Raw genomic sequence first — 21616 nt, 5'->3', positions numbered from 1 at the left:
TAATGCAGTAAAACCAAAGTCCTTAAACCAAGCAGGAATCCCCATGGCAAATAAGTCACTCGGCACACTAACGCTAAACATGTTTGCCGAAACGGGCAGCTTTGTTGAAGGCATGAGTAAAGCTGAGCGTGCATCATTAAAGGCTGAAAATGCGACAGCCAGAATGGTGAAACAGATTGATCCGCTGATATCACAGCTATCTAGCCTAGAAGTTCAGCAGCGCCGTCTTGCAGAGTTAAATGACAAGGGAATATTTAATGGTCGTGAGTTCGAAATCTTATCGGAACGCTTAGAACAAACTAAAAATGCCACGTATGAAGCAAACTCGGCTTTCGCTGACCAATACAAGCAAATCAACCGAGTCGTAAGCCAGCTAGACCCTGCAATCGCTAAATATGCCGAATTAGACAACATGCAAGCGCGGTTATCTGAAGGCGTAAAAGTGGGTGTTATCAGTGGCGAAGATTTCACAAAATATAATTCTCAGCTAGCGACAATGCGTGAAGAGTATGACCGAGTTTATACCGCCTCTGGTCGGCTGCAATCTGCTCAGCAAAAAGAACAAGTTGAACTGCAAGGACTGTTACGTCAGCTAGACCCAGTAACAGCAAAACTGGCAGAGTTAGAATCGCAAAATACTAAACTATCAGCGGCCTTCGCTGCAGGTCATATAGATAAGGGACAATACGATAGCGCAATAGTAAAGCTTAACCAAATGCGCTCGGCCATTGATGGCACAACAGAAGCGCAAATGAAGGCTGAGGCGGCAACCAAGCAACAGCAGTCCGAACTGCAACGGCTGCAGCAAAGACTTGATCCTGTCATCTTTGAAATTCGCGAGCTTGATAAAGCGCAAGAGTTATTAAGGTCGAGCTCAGCCAAAGGCTTAATAAATTCATCTGAATATGGTCTTTACTCTAAACGTTTAGCACAAATGCGCAGTGAAGTTGGCAAGACCAGCGTTGAGTTTGATAAAAATGGTTTATCAGCCAAGCAATTGGCTTTTGCATTGCGTGGTGTGCCAGCCCAGTTCACCGATATCGCCGTATCGCTCCAAGGTGGTCAAAACCCATTAACTGTTTTATTGCAACAAGGCGGACAGTTAAAGGATATGTTTGGCGGTGTTGGCCCAGCGGCTAAAGCCATGGGCGGCTACATACTGGGATTAATTAACCCGTTCACCATTGCAGCCTCTGCGGCTGGCGTAATGTCGCTGGCGTATTACCAAGGCAGTGTTGAGGCAGATAGGCTGCGTAATGCATTAATACTGACGGGCAATTCTGCAGGCACTACTTCAGATGAATTAATGGATGCCGCCAAGCGCATCGATGCCATTAGCGGCACTCAGCGCCAAGCCGCTGCTGCATTAGCTGAGGTTGCGAATACAGGCAAATTCTTTGGCGACCAAATCGAGCTCGTTGGCCTTGCGGCCATAAAAATGGAAAAAGTCACTGGCAAAGCAATGAGTGAAACCATTGCGGAATTTGTCAAACTCGCCGATGACCCGGTTAAAGCCGCCGAAGAACTCAACAAAAAATATAACTTCCTCACTGCATCTGTTTATGAGCAAGCCGCCGCACTTAAAGAGGCTGGCAAATCAAACGAAGCAGCAGATTTAGTATTCAAAGCATATAGCGATGCTATTGATGACCGCACAAGCGATATCACTGAAAATCTTGGTTATATTGAGCAAGCATGGAAGGCGGTAAAAGATATATCCGCAGAAGCATGGGACGCCACTGTCGGCATTGGTCGTCCTGACACACTGAATGATAAGTTGGCTGAAAATGCCAAAAAAATATTTGAGCTTGCAGCTCAAGGAAAAGGGAGTAATGGTGTTGCTGTTTATCGCGAAAGAGCGATGAAAGCTTTGATGGAAGAAAATAAACAAATCCGAGATCAAATTGATCTTGAATCTAAAAGAGCAAAGCAAGAGGCTGAACGCGCCAAGATAAGTAAAGACTCAATTGCCGCCCAGCGAGAAAACGCCAAATTAACGGAAGAAACCCTTACCAATGAGCAAAAGCGCACCAAGGCGATAAAGGAATACAAAGACAATATTGAAAAAATACGCAAGGACAATCCCAATAGCGCCTTGCTGGATCCAGATACTATTAAACGTGATCTGGCATCGATAGAGAAAAAGTTCAAAGACACTGCTAAAAAGACCAAAGCCTTTGCTGACGATGCCGCCACTACGTATCTCATGCGTTTGCGCGAAACCCAAGCAGGCTTGCAAGGTCAGCTAGAGTCAAATATCAAGCTTACTCAGTCGCAAAAAGAGTTAATCCAGTTTGAGCAGCAAATCGCTGACATCAAAAATAAAGATGTACTCACGGCCCAACAAAAAAGCCTGTTAGCTGAGCAATCTGTTATCCGTGCCCAGCTTGAAAAAAACGTCGCTCTCGATGAAGAACTTAAAAAGCGCAATGAATCTTTGCGGCTGCAAAGCTACAGTGCCAACCTTGCCGCCAACTTGGCCGCAGAACAACAACGCAATGCCGACAAACTCGCCAGCTTTGGCTTAGGCGATAAAGCACAACAACGCCTAGGTGATCGCCAAAGCATTGAGCGCGAAATAGAAAGCGCCAAGGGAAAAGCATTATCCGATAACCTAGCTGGCAGAACGACTGACGAAGAATATCAACAGCAGTTGTTGATGCTAAAAGATCATCAAGCAAAACTGCTTGATGAAAAAAATGCGTATTACATCGCCCTCGACGCCAAACAAGCCGATTGGACAAATGGTGCCCGTTCATCAATGGAGAATTACATTGATGCTGCCGCCGATATGGCAGGGCAGACAGAGCGGTTAATGGATAACGCTTTTGGTGGTATGACCGACGCGCTTACCGACTTTGTCACCTCAGGTAAGGCCGACTTTGCGGAGCTAACCAAGTCTATCTTGGCTGATCTTGCCAAAATCGCCATGCAAAAAGCCATTGCTGGATTTATTGGCAGCATGTTTGGGTTTGCAGATGGTGGGGTTGTTGGAGGTAGTAGTGCATCCGATTACACCGGAGACGCTTATCAAAAATGGATTAAAAACGGCAAATCATCAGGCGGATACACTGGCGCGGGTGGCAAGTATGAGCCTGCTGGCATCGTGCATAAAGGTGAGGTGGTTTGGTCACAACAAGATATCGCCCGTGCGGGTGGTGTGGCCACGGTTGAAGCCATGCGTAAAGGCCACAAAGGCTATGCGGACGGTGGTGTAGTTGGCGGCGCAGCCTATAACGGCGTTCCTGCTGCCGCAATGGCTGGAACAAGTCCTAACGTCATCATCAATCAGCAAATTATTGTGCCAGAAAGTAATAACAATAACGGGGCTAACAATACAAATATGAACGAGGTTATTAAGGCTTACGCGGAGTCATCTAAGCAAGGTACTAAAACACAAATCGCGCTAGAACTTAGACCGGGTGGAATGATTTGGCGAGCAATGAAGGGAGGGTATTAAGGTGTATCAATATAACAAAGAGGTATTAATTACCTTGCTAAGTGATTCCGCTATTCAGTTTTTCTTTAATGATGTCACCCATAATACAACTGCAATAGAAATTCGGGAGAGAGTGAGAGCGTTTTCTGAGGTTTTAGCGGGAATTTTAGTCACTGTTTCTGCCGATGGTGATTACCGCATGGATATTGCCAAGCAGCTAAACGCCAAAACGCAGCAAGTGACCGCTGATATGGAAGCCATGATGATTGAATCTTTGCAGCCAAATGGGTTTATTTGGCAGAAAATTCAAAAAATGAAAGGCTTATAAATAATGCCTCAAACATTCACATGGGCACCAGATAATGGCGCCACAGGCGACACCCAATATCGCACTCGCTCTGCCCAGTTTGGTGATGGCTACAGCCAATCAGTAGGCGATGGCATTAACAGCAAGGTGCAAAGCTGGCCGCTAACGTTCACCAAAAACAAAGCCACGGCGGAGGCGATAGTCGCCTTTCTTGATGAACACCAAGGCGCTAAGTCATTTATCTGGACGCCACCCCTTGGTAGTCAATCGCTATGGCAAGTTAAACAGGTCACCAACACCCCATTAGGCGGCGGCATGTATCGCATCGCCGCCACTTTCGAACAAGCATTTCATCCTTGATGCGCCCTGGCGCTGAACCAATCTATTTATGGAGTTAATATGGCTATAGCAACAGTCAATCTAGGCACATCTCCGTCGGGAGCTGGCGGCGATACAGCGCGTAACTTAGCCGAAAAATTTAATGCTAATTTCAGCGCGCCGACTCATTCCGCTTCCCGCGAAGTCGGCACGTCAAATGATAATCATGTCATTGACAAAGCAGGACTGCAGATTCTGATTAAAGATCCACGTCGACAGGAGGTTGAGGCGTTAAGCGGCGGACGAAACACTGTCATTTATGATTCCCAAGGCAATCCAAATGTGATGGTTGTGGTGCCGAGATTCACCTACGAATCGCTTGGCCTAACTGACCTACAACTTGGAACGGGAACCCCAACCGCCTTTTTGACAAACGGAGCCCCACGCGGAGAAATATTGATCGCAAAATATCTCGCCAGCGCCGGCGGTACAACGTGCTCAGTTGTTGGTGGTGTTCAGCCATTAACATCGGTTACTTATGATCAGGCAAAATCACGGTGCACTGGTAAGGGCGCAAATTGGCATTTAATGTCAATGCATGAGTGGGCGGCAATTGCGCTATGGTCTCTTGCTAACGGTACTGTGCCCCGCGGCAATACAAACTTTGGTCGCGCTCACGATAAATTATTTGAAACGGCCCGTCGTGCAGATAATGGTGTGCCAGGTGACGCCAGTGGCACAGGAAGAACTGATACAGGGAAAGGGCCTGCAACTTGGTCGCACGATCATACTGTGCACGGGATAATGGATTTAGTTGGAAATGTTTGGGAATGGCAAGATCAAACGATGCTGTCAGAAGGACAGATAAAAACAACGATCGACAATAACCCATCTGTTGCCGAGGTTGACTGGGTTTCACATCCAGCATTTTACGATTCAACATCAGCCGCAGGTGGAGCCCCGCGACTAAATAGCCAAGTGATCAACCGCCTTGGGGCAATAGGAGACAGTGCTAACGCTGGCAATTCGGCTAGCGTGGAATTTAAATTGCTAACAAAGGAGGCGGCCTACACACCAAGCGAGCTAATGCGGCGGCTGCTTATTGAAACAGCTACTGCAAATAATTTGCAGGGCCGAGTGTACGTGCGCAACTTCGGCCAGCGATTACCGATCCGTGGCGGCGACTGGAGCAGCGGCGTCAGCGCCGGCCTTGGCGCGCTCAACCTCAATTACTCGCGTTCGAGCTCGAGCATCTACGTCGGTTTCCGTCCAGCTTATTTTGCGTAAAGTAGACTGTGTTTTGTTAGCTGCGCGATAGCGCAGCGGTTAATTAAAGAGTAGCGCACATGCCAGCATTGATAATCGAAGAAAAATGCAGAGAGATGATAGTGTTTGGCTATCAAGCCATTAAACAGTTCCCAAAACATGAAACACATGTTCTTGGCGCTGAAATTCGGCTGTCAATGCTGAATATGCAGCGCCTAATCATCACTGCAATGAAGCGCTACCACAAAAAGACCACCTTAACCGACTTGGACGTAGAACTAGCGGTGCTAAAGCGGATGATAAGGCTGGCCAAGGATCTGCGTTATATCGACATCAGCCGGTATCAGCGATGGATAGTGCAGATTGTTGAAATTGGCAAAATGACGGGAGGATGGATTAAATCAATTAACAATAAACAGGCTAATGCATTATGAATACACTGGAACCGATCCGTGGCGGCAACTGGAACAACGGCGTCAACGCCGGCCTTGGCGCGCTCAACCTCAATAACTCGCGTTCGAACTCGAACAACAACATCGGTTTCCGTCCAGCTCTTGATTACGCCAGAAGCAAGCATCTTACTGGGTGCTGCCAGCGCAAAAATGAAAAGGATGCACTAGCCCCGGCCATTGCCGAAATAGATTTAGCCACGCCCGCCGGTGCGCCAGCGGGCTGTTTATTTGAGCAAATATATCAGTTTGAAAATTTACTAAATGCGGCTTATCAGTGTCGCAAAGGGAAAACGAAATCCAACAGCACATTAGTCTTTTTTAACAATCTAGAAGAAAACATCATCCAGATCCAAAACGAGTTGATATGGGGTATGTATCTATCATCTCCATACCACCATTTTTATGTCTTCGAGCCAAAGCGAAGGTTGATATCCGCACCAAGCTTTCGAGACAGGGTGGTGCACCGCGCAATTTATAATGTCATCGAGCCGATTCTTGACCGGCAATATATATACGACTCTTACGCTTGCCGTCGAGGCAAAGGAACACACCGTGGCGCTGATAGAGCTCAGCTATTTATTAGGCGCGTAGAGAAAACGCACAGCAAGGCTTACGCGCTAAAAGCTGACATTAGCCGCTATTTCTCTAGCATAGATCACCACATACTTAAGTCGCTTGTCAGCGCTAAAATACAGTGCGAGCGAACCAAGTGCCTACTGTTTTACATCATAGACAGCAGCCCTTCTGACGCGCATGGCGTTGGGATCCCTCTTGGCAATCTCACCAGCCAAGTTTTTGCAAACCTGTATCTAAACGAGCTGGACAGATTTGCTAAGCATACGCTAAAAGCCAAAAATTACGTCAGATACATGGATGATTTTGTGATCATTCATCACGACAAGCAGCAGCTGCATCAGTGGAGGGTGATGATAGAGCGATTCATTAATTGTCAGCTAAGGCTGAAAACAAACAGCAAAACACAAGTATTCCCCGTTGCAGCATCTGCCGGAAGAAGCCTTGATTTTCTTGGCTATCGCATATATGCAAATAAAAAGTTACTGCGTAAAAGCAGCGTGAAGCGCATTAAAGCAAAGTTAAAAATATTTCGCAAAAAATACAGTGCTGGAGAGATTGATATTAAAGACATAAACCAAACGATACAGTCATGGATCGGCCACGCCAGCCACGCTGATACATTCTCGCTGAGAGTCTCGCTATTAAGCCAACCATTCAAAAGAGGTGAACATGTTTAATTATATTTTTGAGGGCAAAACTTACACTGACACATCAAATGAATACATGTTGGCAATCGGCATGAGTGCTGAACAGATCGAGTCAGTAATGAGTCAAAAGGCATACGAAGAAGGAGAAGGTGCCATCGCAAAAAGAAAGGCTGCATACACAAAAGAGTCAGACCCGTTATTTTTAGAGTGGCAATACGATAAGACGCCCGCTACAGAAGCAAAATGGCGAGCCAAAGTGCTAGAAATAAAAGCAAGATTCCCTATGGTATCAGCCGATGCTTAGTGCTGATATTCAAACCATCGAACCGGGCAATGAAATTATTCTTTATGAAATCGACGGTACCGCCTTTGGCGCCGATATACTGCGCTTTCATGCACACAATATTCCGTACTCAGATGCGGACCTTAATCAATCAGAGTTACCAGCGCGCATCATCCATTGGCAGGGTGAGCAATACAGCCCATGGCCAGCACAGCTAGAAGGGGTTGAGGTTAACTCAGATGGCTCACCCAGCACACCAACGCTAACTGTGGCTAATCTCGATGGCAGTATTAGCGCCCTGTGTTTGTACTTTCAGAACATGGAACAAGCCAAGGTCACTATTCGCCGCACGCTGGCAAAATACCTTGATGCTGCCAACTTCCCCAGTGGCAATAGCGAAGCGGATCCAACCCAAGAAGCGGTAGAGATTTGGTATGTCGATAAAAAAGTCAACGAGGATAATGTTGCCGTTACCTTTGAACTATCCAATCCAGCAGATTTGTCAGGCTATAAAATCGGCCGACAAATGACCGCCTATTGTCACTGGTGCCAGCGTGGCGAATATCGCGGCGCAGATTGCGGCTACACTGGTGAGGCCATGTTTACCGATGAAGATCAACCAACCGATAACCCCGCACTCGACCAGTGCTCAGGTACCATCAAAGGCTGTACCTTGCGCTTTGGCGAAAATGCCGAATTACCCCATGGCGGCTTCCCAAGCGTGCGGCTAATACGTTAAAAGCATTTTCCCGCCGTCAGCAAAATGGTCTAACACAAAAAGCAGGTCCCTATGCACCCAACCATTTTACATGCCTTTAGTCAGCATGCGGCCAGCTGCTACCCTAATGAATGTTGCGGATTGCTGATCAAGCAAGGCGACAAAGCGCAATATGTGCCATGTGAAAACAAGGCAACTAACAAAGCAGATGAATTTGTGATTGATCCACTACAATATGCTGCCATTGAAGAACAAGGGCAGATCATAGGCATCTGCCACAGCCACCCAGATGCGAGCAGCAAGCCTAGCCAACGTGATATTGCCATGTGTGAGGCGAGCGGATTGCCTTGGCATATCCTTAGCTGGCCTGATGGCGACTTACGCACCATTGCGCCAACGGGTGAGCGCAAACCGCTACTTGAGCGTCCGTTTGTGCATGGCGTATGGGATTGCTATAGCTGCGTGCGCGACTGGTACAGTGAGGTGCAACAAATTCTGTTGCCAGACTTTGAGCGCCAAGATGGCTGGTGGGAAGGCGAACAAGAGCTATATCTCGATAACTTTGCCAAAGCGGGATTTGTGGCGCTGCCAAATATCAATCTAGCCGATCTACAAATTGGCGATGTTTTCTTAATGCAAATCCAAAGCCAGCGAGTCAATCATGCCGCTGTTTATGTCGGCGAGGGTAAAATCCTGCATCACCTCTATGGCCGTCTAAGTCGCTATGATATCTATGGCGGTTACTGGCAACGCAACACCAGATTAATTGTGCGTTACACAGGATAAAGCGGCTAAAAACTTTACAGTCTGTTAGGTCGTTGGCATAGTGTTTAAGCTATAACATTTTACTAATTGAATTAATGGATTAAACAATGAAAAAACTTAAATTAGGTTTAGCTGCTATTGTGCTTATTTCATTAGCTGGCTGTGCATCACAGACAGTAAAGTTAAACGCTCAATTTGATGCCGTGGAAGCGAAAAAATTAATGGAAAAAGGTAACAACTCCATTGAAGGTAATGCTTTTCTACGCCAGCGTGGCGGCGGCATAGTTACCTGCTCTGGCATGACTGTTCAGCTAGTCCCAGCAACTGCATACGCCACAGAACGCGCTTTAGCATACTTTGGTACTACAGAGCGCGGCTTCGCGGCAGATGAAGGGATATTTAATAAGAAAATGCCACCACGCCCAGCAGATTATGATAAATATTCAAAAACAACAGTTTGTGATTCAGAAGGTAGGTTTAAGTTTAAAGATCTTGCCGATGGTACTTATTACGTGACAACCTCAATTACTTGGATGACTGGCGACTACAGTCGGCAAGGTGGGTTATTGCTGAAAAGGGTTTACCTTCAAGATGGTGAGACTGCCGAAGTAATCATGTCTCAATAGTTGCTAAATAGGCCACCAAAAAGTGGCCTATCTTAAAACTAAAATGAAATTATAATGTTGCCATCGTTAATTTTTACAAGATAACCCGCATCATCAAAAGTCTTTTCAACCAATTTTAAAGCGCTAAATATCTCAGCATCCGTCACTGGCATTGAGCAGGTTAACTTTTTTGTATCAAGTTCAATTTTTCGCTTACCAACTACTACTGCGCCATTGATAAGTTCGTTAATTTCATCAACAAATAATGATGCCAATGCAATACCTGAGTCTGCATTGTTTTTGGCTATTTTCCCTGCTATTGATGCTGGCAATGTTGGTGTTAAAAGGTTTTCAATTCCATCTCCGTGCAGCATGTTTGCTGCCGATGAATTTTGGTCAGCAATAAAGCTCACCTCTAATCGATGCACGATTTCAGCGTTCATTGAACGACCGTTTTTGTTGGATTCCTCTTTAATTTGCTCACGCATACCACTAGGGAAGCGCAACATAAACTTATCTAAGGTATCACTAGGGAAATTTTTTTTCGTCATGATTCTAATAGCATAGCGTCAACTCGACACAAAAAGAATAGTGTCGAGTTGACATACTTGGTGCTAGCAGTTAAATTTATAGTGTCGAGTCGACACTATAAGGGATTAAAATGAAAAAAAATACAGTGACACCACTTAGGCTAATGTTGCGTTTACCACCAGAGGTACACCAGATTGCTAAAGAGATGTCTGAACAGCAGTTGCGATCGCTAAACTCAGAGATTGTCTATCAATTAAAGCGCTCTTATGGATTGATAGGAAAGGAAGAGGAGGCGGCATGAAATTAATCACCGGTAACCAATTGACCATGACCAGTGGAGAGATATCCGACCTAGTTGGATCTCGTCATGACAAAGTAAAGCAATCTATCGAACGCTTGGCAAAAAATGGGGTAATTCAACTTCCCCCAATGGGGGTTTTCGAGAATATCAATAGCTTAAGCAAAAATTCAAAATCAAAACACTATGTATTCTCTGGCGAGCAAGGCAAGCGTGATAGTATCATCGTTGTTGCCCAGCTTTCACCTGAGTTTACCGCAAGGCTGGTCGATCGCTGGCAAGAGTTGGAAGCAAAGCAGTCTAAGCCTTACCCGCAGATCCCGCATTCATTTGCAGAAGCACTGCAACTCGCCGCTAACCAAGCCAAGCTACTCGAGCAACAAGCGCCTAAAGTGGAGTTTTTCGATCGGCTGGTGGTACGTGACACATTAATGAATGCAAGCCAAGTGGCGCAAAAGCATAACTTGTCCGCTGTTCGCCTAAATAAATTTTTGGATGAACATGACGTTTATAGCCACGCCATTAAACGCGGCAGAGTGTTTCAGCAGTGGTTTATTGATAAAGGCTTTGGAAAGCTACGCCAAACAGACCAAGGTTTTTCGCAGGCCATGTTTACCCCAGCGGGTGAGGCGTGGATTTGTGAGAAGTTAGTGAGTGAAGGGGTGGCCGCATGACCGCCATAAAGAATGAAGCCCCAACTGCACCAACAGTTGAGGCCTCTTTAACAACGTCCGTCCGTAGCAAGGAATCGAACATGAATAATGTTAACACAATTCAATCATTAAATCATCTAGTCACCACCCAAGATGGCGCATTAATTACTACGTCAATTAATGTTGCAGAAGCTTTTGGAAAGTTGCACAAGGATATACTGCGCAAGCTTGAATGTATTGATTGTTCACAAGAATTCACTGAGCGCAATTTTACGCCCAGTGAATATAAAGATTCAACAGGCCGTAATTTACCTATGTATAAAATGACCAAAGATGGCTTTATGTTTTTGGTGATGGGCTTTACGGGCAAGAAGGCTGCGATGATCAAAGAAGCCTATATCAACGCCTTTAACTGGATGGCAAAGCAACTGAGTGGCGCCGCACCAAAAAAGACGACGACTGATGATCGTACAAGTTTACGCAATGCGGTTAATCTACTGATGGCAAAGAAAGGCCTGATATATCCAGATGCTTACAAAATAATTCATCAGCGCTTTAATGTTGAGCACATAGATCAGCTCGAAAAAGGCCAGTTAACAGAAGCGATTGAGTATGCGCATAAGTTAGCATTAGACGGCGAGTTTATCCCCGCCGCCCCTGCAATCGCGCCACAACCTTTGCTAAATGAGTACGATATTCACAATATCAAAGGGCTTTGCACTCATATGGATTATTTGAAAAAGTACTTTGACGAATACAAGCTGTATGAGGTGTTTACTATGCTTGGCTCTCGCGCTGGCACCCAGATGATTGATCATATGCGTGATGGTGTGTGTTTTGCCGCAACGGTTAGACGTAGCATAAACGAACTTGAGGCAAGGGGCTTAAAAGCGATCTTGCCTAGTTAGCCTAAAGGACTTATCCTGCTATAACAATCCGAAAAACCCTCTTTCGAGAAAGATTATCTAAAGCCGCCTAATCAGGCGGCTTTTTTATTGCCAAAAAATGCTGATGACAGCAGGTCTAATATGAACTCACAACAACTCACCACGATAAAACTATCAGGATCGCTTGCTAAAAAGTTTGGCCGTGAGCATAAGCGATTTTTAGATACAGGCACCACAACTGAAGCGTTTAGCGCCCTTAAAAATACCCTGCAAGGTTTTGAAGGGTTTATTAAGGAGCAAGCAAAACTTGGGTTGCGTTACGCTATTTTTCGTAATGGTAAAAACACAGGCGAAGATGAATTTGATTTAGCCGGCACTCGCGAGATCAGGATTGTGCCTGTTATTGGTGGCAGTAAGCGAGCAGGAGTAATGCAAACTATTATTGGCGCTGTTCTTATTGTCGTTGGCGTTTTTACAACAATATTCGGCGACTATAGCGGTTCTGTAATTCAGGTTGGTGTGGCAATGGTCGCCGGCGGCGTGGTGCAAATGCTGTCACCGCAAGCTAAGGGGTTAAAGGGCAGTGAGGCGGCGGAGAACGCGCCAAGCTATGCCTTTGGTGGCGCGGTCAACACCACGGCAGCGGGTAATCCTGTTGGCATTGGTTACGGCAAGCGCCGCATCGGTGGTGCAATTATTAGTGCTGGCATTTATGCAGAAGACATTGCAACAAGCCAGCGCCCAATTCAATCCGGTGGCAGTAATGGCGGCGGCAGTCAACAGGAGCAATAATTAGCATGGGCATACCTGCATTAAATCAACCATTACTGATCAGCGGTGAAAAAGCTGGACAAGCAAAACAACGCACACCTGTAGAATCGCCTGATGATCTGCGCTCAATTGCCAAAGCTAAAGTGTTGCTGGCAATTGGCGAAGGGGAGTTTGAGGGCCAATTATCCGGCCAAAATGTGTTTTTAGATGGCACGCCATTACTCGATGCAAATGGTGCTGAAAACTTCCCCGGTGTGATTTGGGATTTTCGTCCGGGTTCTGTGTATCAAACGTATATTCCTGGCTTGCCCTCTGTTGAAAACGAGGTGGCATTAGGTATTGAGTTAAAGTCTGATCAGCCTTACACGCGCGCCATTACAAACTCACTGCTCTCTGCGGTTCGTGTGCGATTTCGCTGGCCAGCGCTACAACAACAGCTTGATAACGGTGATGTAAATGGCTATCGCATTGAATACGCCATTGATCTCTCTACTGACGGCGGTAGCTATCAGACTGTGTTAAGCACTGCAGTTGACGGCAAAACCACCCAGCCCTATGAGCGCAGCCACCGCATTGATTTACCTGAGGGTAACAGCTGGCAAATCCGTATTCGCCGACTCACGCCAAACCAAAACAACAACCGTGTGGCCGACTTAATGCAAATTGCAGCGATCACCGATGTGATTGACCGCAAGCTAACGTACCCCAATACCGCATTGCTTTATGTCGAGTTTGACGCCAGCCAATTTCAAAATATCCCCGTGGTTTCGTGCGAACCCTTTATGCGCAAAGTGCGGGTGCCGACAAGCTATAATCCGCTTACCCGCGAATATACGGGCGTTTGGGATGGCAGCTTTAAAATCGCATGGACCGATAACCCAGCATGGGTGAGTTACGACATTATCCTCGACGATCGCTTTGGCACTGGACGCAGGATCAATGCGTCGCTGGTGGATAAATGGGAGCTTTACCAAATTGCGCAATATTGCGATCAACTGGTGCCAAACGGTAAGGGAGGCATGGAGCCTCGCTATATCTGCAATATTTATATTCAGCAAGCAGCTGAAGCATGGCAAGTACTGCGGGATTTGGCGTCTATCTATCGTGGCATGACCTATTGGTCAAACGGCCAAATGTACTCAGTTGCAGATATGCCGCGCGATGTCGATTTTATCTACAACAACAGCAATGTGATCGACGGCAAGTTTAGCTATTCATCCAGCAGCGAAAAAGTTAAATACACTCGAGCATTAATCAGCTGGGATAACCCTGATAATGCTTATGAATCCGATGTTACCTCTGTATCAGATCAACCATTACAGCGCCGCTATGGTGACAATGTAGTCGAATTATCCGCCTTAGGTTGCACCCGCGAATCAGAAGCGCAGCGCCGCGGGAAGTGGGCAATCTATACCAATAACAATGACCGCGCGGTTAATTTTAGCGTGGGGATGGATGGCAGCATCCCATTACCTGGTTATGTGATTGGCGTAGCCGATCAACTGATTGCAGGTAGCCGCATTGGAGGGCGGATCTCAGCGGTTAATGGCAAGCAGATCACCTTGGACCGTGCGGGCACCATCGCGGTTAATGATCGCCTCATCATCAACTTGCCCAGCGGCAAAGCGCAGGCTCGCACCATTGAGGCCGTTAATGGCCGAGTGGTAACGGTAACCACAGAATACAGCGAAACGCCATTGCCACAGCTTTTATGGTCGGTTGAATCAGACGAGCTAAAGCTGCAGCAATTTAGAGTGCTGCGTGTCGCCAAAGCCAACAGCGACAGCATTGAGTACGAGATCACAGCGGTTGAACATAACCCCAGCAAATACACATACATTGATACAGGCGCACGGTTAGAAGATCGGCCAATTAGTAAATTGCCAGTGGGGGCGCAAGAAGCACCTGCTAGCGTGACCATCAGCCAGTCAACATTCACTGAGCAAACCCTGTCAGTCACAACGATGACGATTCAGTGGGCCACGGCTAAAAATGCAGTCGCTTACGAAGTGGAATGGCGCAAAGACTCTGGCGAGTGGATAAAACTGCCAAAAACCAGCAGTACATCAGTCGATATCCGTGGCGTTTACACCGGGCAATATATTGCTAGAGTTCGTGCAATTAACTCAGTTGATGTTTCGTCGGTACCAAAGTCATCAGCGCTGACCAATATCACAGGTAAAACTGGCTTGCCTCCTGCAGTAGCATCTTTTTCCACCACGCCGTTAGTGTTTGGCATTGCGTTAAATTGGTTATTCCCTGTTGGTGCAGAGGACACGCTCCGTACAGAGATTGAATACGGGCCCAAAAATAACGACAGTGGCATGATCAAGTTAGGAGATTTTGCCTACCCAATTGCCACTCACACCATGACAGGATTAAGTGCCGGCGCTAGCTTTTGGTTTAGAGCTCGATTGGTTGATCGCACTGGCAACGTGGGGCCATGGTCAGGATTTGTTAGCGGACAGTCATCGACAGATCAAACTGAATATGATGAGTATTTCAGCGAGCGCATTACATCATCCGCACTCGGGCAAGAGTTGCTCAGTGAAATAGAGTTGATCCCGACGCTTAAAACTGAAACCGATAAAATCCCGAGCATTGATAGTCGGCTTAATGAGGTTGTAATCCCTCAGATTGAGCTGATCAATGTCGAAGTTAATAAAATCCCTGATATTGAGATCAGCATTGCTGCCGCCGAAAACAAAATTCAGCAAATGCAGTCCGAGATCGCCGATATTGCAGGCGCACCAGATTGGGATAACACCGCCAGCTATCTCACTGGGCAGTTGGTTAAATATCAAGGCAAGCTTTACTCAGCTAAACAAACCGTACCCGCAGGAACACTGCCAACCAACGCCACCTATTGGACAAAAATTGGTGAATATTCCTCTTTGGGTGAAGCTGTTTCAGCACTTACTTTGCGTGTAGATAATGTTGAGACCTCGATTGACACTATCGATGGAAAGCTAACAGCAGAATCATCTCGTATTGATGGTATTTTTGCTCAGGTTAATCCGCCATTAGCTGGCGATACTGGCTGGAATGCCGGATCAACCGTGGTTTTTGCTGGCGTGTGGTCTGAGCAATATGCAAGAGCCGCTGCCGATGAGGCCTTATCAAAAAGCATTGAAACGGTTGCCGCGACCATTGATAAAAATACTGCTGCGATCATCACAGAGCAAATGGCGAGAGCCACTGCAGATGAATCGCTATCAAACCAAATCATCAGTATTTCAGCAACGGTCAATGGCAATGCGGCATTAATTAAACAAGAGCAAACCGCACGCGCTGATGCCGATAGCGCTTTAGCATCGCAAATCACCACTGTGCAGGCCTCAGCCACCGCGGCAAACTCTGCCGCCTCAACGGCGCAAACTGCAGCAGACCAAGCCAAAGCCGATGCTGCCACCGCGGCTGGTATCGCCAATGGTAAGGGTAAAGTGATTATTCAATCTTCCGCGCCTGCAGCTGCTGATCGCTTAGCGCAAAACTTGTGGATTGATACGACTGGCAATGCCAACACGCCTAAGCGTTGGAACGGTTCAACTTGGGTAGCTGTGACTGACAAAGCTGCGACCGATGCCGCGAGTGCAGCAGCTGCTGCCCAAGCCGCGGCGGACGCCGCCCAGCAAGGGGTGATTCAAAACGCTGCAGCAATTCAGACTGAACAGACCGCACGCGCTGATGCCGATAGTGCTTTAGCATCGCAAATCACCACTGTGCAGGCCTCAGCCACCGCGGCAAACTCTGCCGCCTCAACGGCGCAAACTGCAGCAGACCAAGCCAAAGCCGATGCTGCCACCGCGGCTGGTATCGCCAATGGTAAGGGTAAAGTGATTATTCAATCTTCCGCGCCTGCCACTGCAGATCGTTTAGCGCAAAACCTATGGATTGATACGACTGGCAATGCCAACACACCTAAACGTTGGAGTGGCTCAGCATGGGTAGCTGTGACTGACAAGGCTGCGACCGATGCCGCGAGTGCAGCAGCTGCTGCCCAAGCCGCGGCGGACGCCGCCCAGCAAGGGGTGATTCAAAACGCTGCAGCAATTCAGACTGAACAAACCGCCCGTGCGGATGCCGACAGCGCCTTAGCAACACAAATCACCACGGTGCAGGCCTCTGCTACAGCGGCCAACTCTGCGGCCTCAACGGCGCAAACTGCCGCAGATCAAGCTAAAGCTGATGCGGCCGCTGCCGCTGGGATCGCCAATGGCAAAGGCAAAGTGATCATTCAATCGTCAGCACCAGCGACAGCAGACCGTTTAGCGCAAAACCTATGGATTGATACCACTGGCAATGCCAATACACCAAAACGTTGGAACGGCTCAGCATGGGTAGCAGTGACTGATAAAGCGGCCACGGATGCCGCCAGCGCCGCAGCAGCCGCACAAGCCGCCGCCGATGCGGCCAACACCAAGGCCACGCAAAACGCCGCAGCCATCCAGCAAGAACAAACCGCCCGTGCAGATGCCGACAGCGCCTTAGCAACACAAATCACCACGGTGCAGGCCTCTGCTACAGCGGCCAACTCTGCGGCCTCAACGGCGCAAACTGCCGCAGATCAAGCTAAAGCTGATGCGGCCGCTGCCGCTGGGATCGCCAATGGCAAAGGCAAAGTGATCATTCAATCGTCAGCACCAGCGACAGCAGACCGTTTAGCGCAAAACCTATGGATTGATACCACTGGCAATGCCAATACACCAAAACGTTGGAACGGCTCAGCATGGGTAGCAGTGACTGATAAAGCGGCCACGGATGCCGCCAGCGCCGCAGCAGCCGCACAAGCCGCCGCCGATGCGGCCAACACCAAGGCCACGCAAAACGCCGCAGCCATCCAGCAAGAACAAACCGCCCGTGCGGATGCCGACAGCGCCTTAGCAACACAAATCACCACGGTGCAGGCCTCTGCGGCATTTAATGCTGCCGCAATACAGAACGAAGCAACAGCAAGAGCTGATGCTGACAGCACCCAAGCATCACGCATAGACGGTATATTTGCGCAAGTAAACCCGCCTCTTGCTGGTGATATTAGCTGGAATGCCGGTTCTGCTGTGGTGTTTGCTGGCGTTTGGTCTGAGCAATATGCAAGAGCTGCAGCAGATGAGGCATTGGCAAAAAACATTGAAACTGTGGCCGCTAGCATTAATCAAAACACTGCTGCAATCATCACTGAACAAATGGCGAGATCCACTGCAGATGAATCGCTCGCAAACCAAATCATCAGTATTTCTGCCACGGTAAACAGCAATGCGGCGTTAATTAAGCAAGAGCAAACCGCCCGTGCGGATGCTGATAGTGCGTTAGCTCAAAATATTAGTACGGTGCAGGCCTCGGCAACATCGGCGAACACTGCGGCCTCAACTGCACAAACTGCCGCAGATCAAGCTAAAGCTGATGCGGCCGCTGCCGCTGGGATCGCCAATGGCAAAGGCAAAGTGATCATTCAATCGTCAGCACCAGCGACAGCAGACCGTTTAGCGCAAAACCTATGGATTGATACCACTGGCAATGCCAATACACCAAAACGTTGGAACGGCTCAGCATGGGTTGCAGTAACCGATAAAGCGGCCACGGATGCTGCCAGCGCTGCAGCAGCGGCACAAGCTGCCGCCGATGCTGCCAATACCAAGGCCACACAAAACGCTGCGGCAATTCAGACTGAGCAAACAGCTCGAGCTAATGCAGATAGTGCCTTAGCAACACAAATCACGACGGTGCAGGCTACAGCTAACAATGCATCAGCCGCAGTGCAGCAAACATCAACCGCGTTAGCTGATTTAGATGGCAAGCTGCAAGCAATGTACTCGATTAAAGTGGGGGTGACTGCTGACGGTAAATACTATGGCGCAGGTATGGCAATCGGTGTGGAGAACACACCATCTGGCATGCAATCGCAAGTGCTATTTACTGCCGATAGATTTGCCATTGTTAATCAAATCACTGGCGCATCTACCATCACAACCCCTTTTGCGGTACAGGGCGGTCAGGTATTTATTAATAGCGCTGTAATTGGGGATGGTACAATTACCAATGCCAAGATCGGCAGTTTTATCCAGTCAACAAACTATGTTGCACAAACAACAGGCTGGAAACTGGATAAAGCGGGTGTATTTGAGATCAATGGCTCTACTGCTGGCCAAGGGCGGATGCAAATATCAAATAATCGAATCGATGTTTATGACAACAGCGGCAATTTAGTTTGCAGGATGGGTAAATTAACATGAGTTATGCTCTTGCTGTTTATAACGCTGGCAAAGAGGTTCTTTACAATGCGACACCATACAATTTGTTTTGGTGTTTGCGTGTAAAAGACCTTTATCCAGGCGTTCATTCTGTCACGCTGCCGTCAAATGGCGTTGGCGGTAAGCTCTCATTCGTTTGGGGATTAGAGCGCAGTACGCCGGATCAAGAAGTGTCTTTAGGCAGCACTTTTAGAGTCAAAATAAACAGCCTAACCATCACAGGCAACACCGTAACATTTACATTAGAGCAAGATGCGTTTGGTGTTTCATCGATATTGCTTTCATTTTTTTATTCACGGTGATCTATGTACGGCGTTGAAATTCGCAACAAAGACCTTTCGTTATTTTTAGGTACCTATGAAACTACCTTTATGTATTGGGGATACAAGGACGTAACCCACACCAATGGGACTGATACCTATATCGATCTATTTGGTATTCCAGTTGGTTACGATATTCAAATTTATACCTACTGCAATACACAAGGCGAGCAATACCCATACCTTAGAGCGCTGCATGTTACTTTAGATGGAACCGCTAGTACATGGAGAGGATTAGTTAATTTTTGGATGTATTCCGGTACCGCTAGGGTGTATGTCTTTGCGTCGGCAAAAGCAATTAATTTGCCTAAATATGGGTTAGCAATTTATGACACGGCTGAAAATGTGCGCTTTCACAGTGCCAGACCTCCGGTATCAATAAAACTGCTTGGCGAAGTGATTTATTCGCAAGGCAAGCACAGAACCAACTGCAGCTTTAAGCCAGCATGCAAGCCAACCATTGCCAGAGTCGATTCTGAATACGCAGGAACTCCAGGGCAATACTACGTTGAGTACTCTCGCTTTAATGGGTTTTACAACAGTAGTGAAGGAGGCTATCAGCACGGATGGACACTGCAAACGCAAGGACCACGCGGTGGTCCTTCTCGTTATCAACCTGCAGATGTAATGAATTACGCTGTTATCGATGGATCGTACTATGAGCAGTTCCCAAACTTGGGTAACTTCCCACAGTAATTATTTTCTGATTACACTCAATTCAGAAATAGGTGTGTTTGGGGGATTATTATAAATCGTAGCCAGAGCACTATCAGCCAATGTGCTCTGAGCCTTTAGCACTCGGTAAGAGTCTTTATTCGTTCTATTCAAGCCAAAAATCTTATATGCAACCAAATCAAAAGTAACATTAGGGCAGTAAGTCATGTCACCAACTTTAATAGTGTATTGCCAATTACCTAACGGAATAGAAGTTAGGCAACCAACATTTGACGATTTAATGGTGATGTCTGCTTGCTCAGTGCCATTCGAATATCGAATGATCTGATAGCCGGCTACTTGCTCGATACGCTCTAATGACAACAAGATTTTGTCGATATCTTCAGAGCGAGACTCAACAGCGATCACCAGAGGCAAATCTGCATCACTTGGCCTAACCGTTTTCCAGTCAACCGCATTTGTGCTAGATATCAAATTTTTGATATCTGCATCCACGTCATCACCACCACCACCGCCACATCCTGCGAGTGAAACCACTAAAGCCATTAGCGCTAAACGTTTCATAAAATCCTCTCGAAAAAATTTCTAATCATTAATTAGGCAATTATCGATTAATTGCAGACTAATCAAACATTAAATTACCACTGTTTTTAATGTTAGTTTGTGTCAATTTTAGGGTAACTTTAGATGGTATATGTACACAGTTAGAATAATAACAGCTCCTAAATGTGTGTACATATGCGTGTACATCATTAATTAACTGTGAGTAATAATTCTTTTTAAAACAGAATGATTAAGGTCATGGTCACATAGTCGTGCCAGAATATGCTTGGCTGGAATGGTATAGACATAAATTAAAATCGAATGACATTTTATCGAATAATAGCATCTTAACACTGAAACTCCTCGGAAGAACATTGACGATATAATTGAAGTTGAGGAATTATCTTGAAAAGATAAGCACCTAATAGATGTTTTTTCCTGCTTTTGGGCGTTACAATTCGCCCTGAAAAGGGGAGTTAATGTCTTATGTTTCTGCAATATCTCAATGAGCCTATGGTGCTTGATGCCGAGCAAGCATCTGTTTTAACGTTAACATTGCCCTCAGATATCAGTGACTTTATCGTGCTCCAAGCGATGAGTGCGCCGTTACTGGAGCTTATTGTCTTAGATAGTAGACCAAAAATTGCAATCCGTTTTCAGCCATTATTGGAACTGACGGTAAATCCGGCATTATCCCCAAATAGTCAATTTGGCAAGACAATTCCCCGAACGGTAGGACAAGGGATACGTATGTATAGCCGCATAGGGATCGCACCTAAGTGTTGTACTGATGAATTAAGGTCTGGAGTCTCATTCAAATTAGATTCAAGTCATGGTTTGAATTTTGCGTTACAAACAGTCTCCAAATTTGAACTCATCCCACTCGAAACTGACTTAAGAGCATTATACGAACCTCAAGTGCTACAGATGGCCAAAGCCTTATTGGCACGGCAGTATGACTACACTATATCTTCTGAAGCACTTGCTGTGCATATGGCTGAAATAGAACAAGTGAGGGCTGAGTTACACGCGTTTTTACGTGGAGATTTTGGAATTTGTCATCCAAGTTTGGCGCAAGAAGCCGCAAAATTGGAACCCTTGTTGCTGAAAAAATGTCAATGGATGTTCCGAATTTATACGCATATGTTTGAACGGCCTAACTATGGTCGTGCATCAAATGATGTAGAAAATATTGACAAATCACTAAGAAAACTAGAGTGCTATGAGTTGCTCGCATCTCCTGAACTCGTAGAAATGGTTAAACGATTAACGGAAGACGAGATGTAAGCTCGTTTTCCATTTTAGCGACACGAA

The 21616-nt window shown here is 46.7% G+C and carries 20 protein-coding genes; 18 read left to right on the top strand and 2 right to left on the bottom strand.

Going from position 1 to position 21616, the window contains the following annotated elements; translation table 11 throughout:
* The first annotated feature begins 43 nt into the window (after positions 1-43).
* From SPUTW3181_RS12910 to SPUTW3181_RS12865, 10 genes are all read left to right on the top strand, one after another.
* Complete coding sequence (locus SPUTW3181_RS12910) at positions 44-3460, top strand: phage tail tape measure protein (protein WP_011789754.1); 3417 nt, start codon at positions 44-46, stop codon at positions 3458-3460.
* Position 3461: 1 nt separating this feature from the next.
* A complete protein-coding gene (locus SPUTW3181_RS12905; RefSeq protein WP_011789753.1) occupies positions 3462-3767 on the top strand; it encodes a hypothetical protein in 306 nt (101 codons plus the stop codon).
* A gap of 3 nt (positions 3768-3770) precedes the next feature.
* Positions 3771-4106, top strand: coding sequence for a phage tail protein (locus tag SPUTW3181_RS12900; RefSeq protein ID WP_011789752.1), 336 nt, complete (start codon positions 3771-3773; stop codon positions 4104-4106).
* A gap of 39 nt (positions 4107-4145) precedes the next feature.
* Positions 4146-5351 carry an SUMF1/EgtB/PvdO family nonheme iron enzyme gene (locus tag SPUTW3181_RS12895; RefSeq protein WP_011789751.1) on the top strand — a complete coding sequence of 402 codons (1206 nt, stop codon included), beginning with the start codon at positions 4146-4148 and terminating at the stop codon, positions 5349-5351.
* Positions 5352-5410: 59 nt separating this feature from the next.
* Positions 5411-5764 carry a diversity-generating retroelement protein Avd gene (gene avd / locus SPUTW3181_RS12890; RefSeq protein ID WP_011789750.1) on the top strand — a complete coding sequence of 118 codons (354 nt, stop codon included), beginning with the start codon at positions 5411-5413 and terminating at the stop codon, positions 5762-5764.
* A complete protein-coding gene (locus SPUTW3181_RS12885; RefSeq protein ID WP_011789749.1) occupies positions 5761-7035 on the top strand; it encodes an RNA-directed DNA polymerase in 1275 nt (424 codons plus the stop codon). The genes avd and SPUTW3181_RS12885 overlap by 4 nt, the downstream gene beginning before the upstream one ends.
* Positions 7028-7309: a hypothetical protein gene (locus tag SPUTW3181_RS12880; RefSeq protein WP_041408202.1), complete on the top strand. Its 282-nt coding sequence runs from the start codon at positions 7028-7030 to the stop codon at positions 7307-7309. Before SPUTW3181_RS12885 ends, SPUTW3181_RS12880 begins: the two co-directional genes overlap by 8 nt.
* Entirely contained in the window at positions 7302-8027 is a 726-nt protein-coding gene (locus SPUTW3181_RS12875; protein WP_011789747.1) for a phage minor tail protein L, read from the top strand. The genes SPUTW3181_RS12880 and SPUTW3181_RS12875 overlap by 8 nt, the downstream gene beginning before the upstream one ends.
* A 51-nt stretch (positions 8028-8078) precedes the next feature.
* Positions 8079-8792: a C40 family peptidase gene (locus SPUTW3181_RS12870; protein WP_011789746.1), complete on the top strand. Its 714-nt coding sequence runs from the start codon at positions 8079-8081 to the stop codon at positions 8790-8792.
* A gap of 86 nt (positions 8793-8878) precedes the next feature.
* On the top strand, positions 8879-9397 hold the full coding sequence (locus SPUTW3181_RS12865) for a hypothetical protein (RefSeq protein ID WP_011789745.1): 519 nt from the start codon (positions 8879-8881) through the stop codon (positions 9395-9397).
* 38 nt (positions 9398-9435) lie between these two features.
* On the opposite strand, the gene SPUTW3181_RS21340 is transcribed toward SPUTW3181_RS12865, so the two are convergent.
* Positions 9436-9927: an Arc family DNA-binding protein gene (locus SPUTW3181_RS21340; protein ID WP_011789744.1), complete on the bottom strand. Its 492-nt coding sequence runs from the start codon at positions 9925-9927 to the stop codon at positions 9436-9438.
* Between the two features lie 110 nt (positions 9928-10037).
* Here SPUTW3181_RS21340 and SPUTW3181_RS21605 point away from each other — a divergent pair, with 110 nt between their 5' ends.
* From SPUTW3181_RS21605 to SPUTW3181_RS12830, 7 genes are all read left to right on the top strand, one after another.
* Positions 10038-10208: an Arc family DNA-binding protein gene (locus tag SPUTW3181_RS21605; protein WP_083758265.1), complete on the top strand. Its 171-nt coding sequence runs from the start codon at positions 10038-10040 to the stop codon at positions 10206-10208.
* Entirely contained in the window at positions 10205-10879 is a 675-nt protein-coding gene (locus SPUTW3181_RS12855) for a phage antirepressor KilAC domain-containing protein (protein ID WP_011789743.1), read from the top strand. The genes SPUTW3181_RS21605 and SPUTW3181_RS12855 overlap by 4 nt, the downstream gene beginning before the upstream one ends.
* Before the next feature lie 80 nt (positions 10880-10959).
* Positions 10960-11766, top strand: a complete 807-nt coding sequence (locus SPUTW3181_RS21335) for a Rha family transcriptional regulator (RefSeq protein WP_083758299.1) — start codon at positions 10960-10962, stop codon at positions 11764-11766.
* A 120-nt stretch (positions 11767-11886) separates the two neighbouring features.
* Positions 11887-12537, top strand: a complete 651-nt coding sequence (locus tag SPUTW3181_RS12845) for a tail assembly protein (protein WP_011789741.1) — start codon at positions 11887-11889, stop codon at positions 12535-12537.
* 5 nt (positions 12538-12542) lie between these two features.
* Positions 12543-18746 carry a phage tail protein gene (locus tag SPUTW3181_RS21875; RefSeq protein WP_011789740.1) on the top strand — a complete coding sequence of 2068 codons (6204 nt, stop codon included), beginning with the start codon at positions 12543-12545 and terminating at the stop codon, positions 18744-18746.
* The gene (locus SPUTW3181_RS12835; RefSeq protein ID WP_011789739.1) at positions 18743-19066 is read left to right on the top strand and encodes a hypothetical protein; all 324 of its coding nucleotides are present in this window, start codon (positions 18743-18745) and stop codon (positions 19064-19066) included. Before SPUTW3181_RS21875 ends, SPUTW3181_RS12835 begins: the two co-directional genes overlap by 4 nt.
* 3 nt (positions 19067-19069) lie before the next feature.
* Positions 19070-19780 (top strand): hypothetical protein, encoded by a 711-nt coding sequence (locus tag SPUTW3181_RS12830; RefSeq protein WP_011789738.1) that lies wholly within the window; start codon positions 19070-19072, stop codon positions 19778-19780.
* Here the strand turns inward: SPUTW3181_RS12830 and SPUTW3181_RS12825 are convergent, their stop codons facing one another.
* Positions 19781-20323 (bottom strand): hypothetical protein, encoded by a 543-nt coding sequence (locus SPUTW3181_RS12825; protein WP_011789737.1) that lies wholly within the window; start codon positions 20321-20323, stop codon positions 19781-19783. It lies immediately after the preceding gene.
* Positions 20324-20788: 465 nt separating this feature from the next.
* Here SPUTW3181_RS12825 and SPUTW3181_RS12820 point away from each other — a divergent pair, with 465 nt between their 5' ends.
* The gene (locus tag SPUTW3181_RS12820) at positions 20789-21589 is read left to right on the top strand and encodes a hypothetical protein (protein ID WP_011789736.1); all 801 of its coding nucleotides are present in this window, start codon (positions 20789-20791) and stop codon (positions 21587-21589) included.
* Positions 21590-21616: the final 27 nt, after the last annotated feature.

It is taken from the genome of Shewanella sp. W3-18-1 (assembly GCF_000015185.1).
GTDB classification, from domain to species: Bacteria; Pseudomonadota; Gammaproteobacteria; order Enterobacterales; family Shewanellaceae; genus Shewanella; species Shewanella putrefaciens.
Note: the sequence above shows the minus strand (reverse complement) of the source record. Positions and strands in the feature narration are given on the sequence as shown.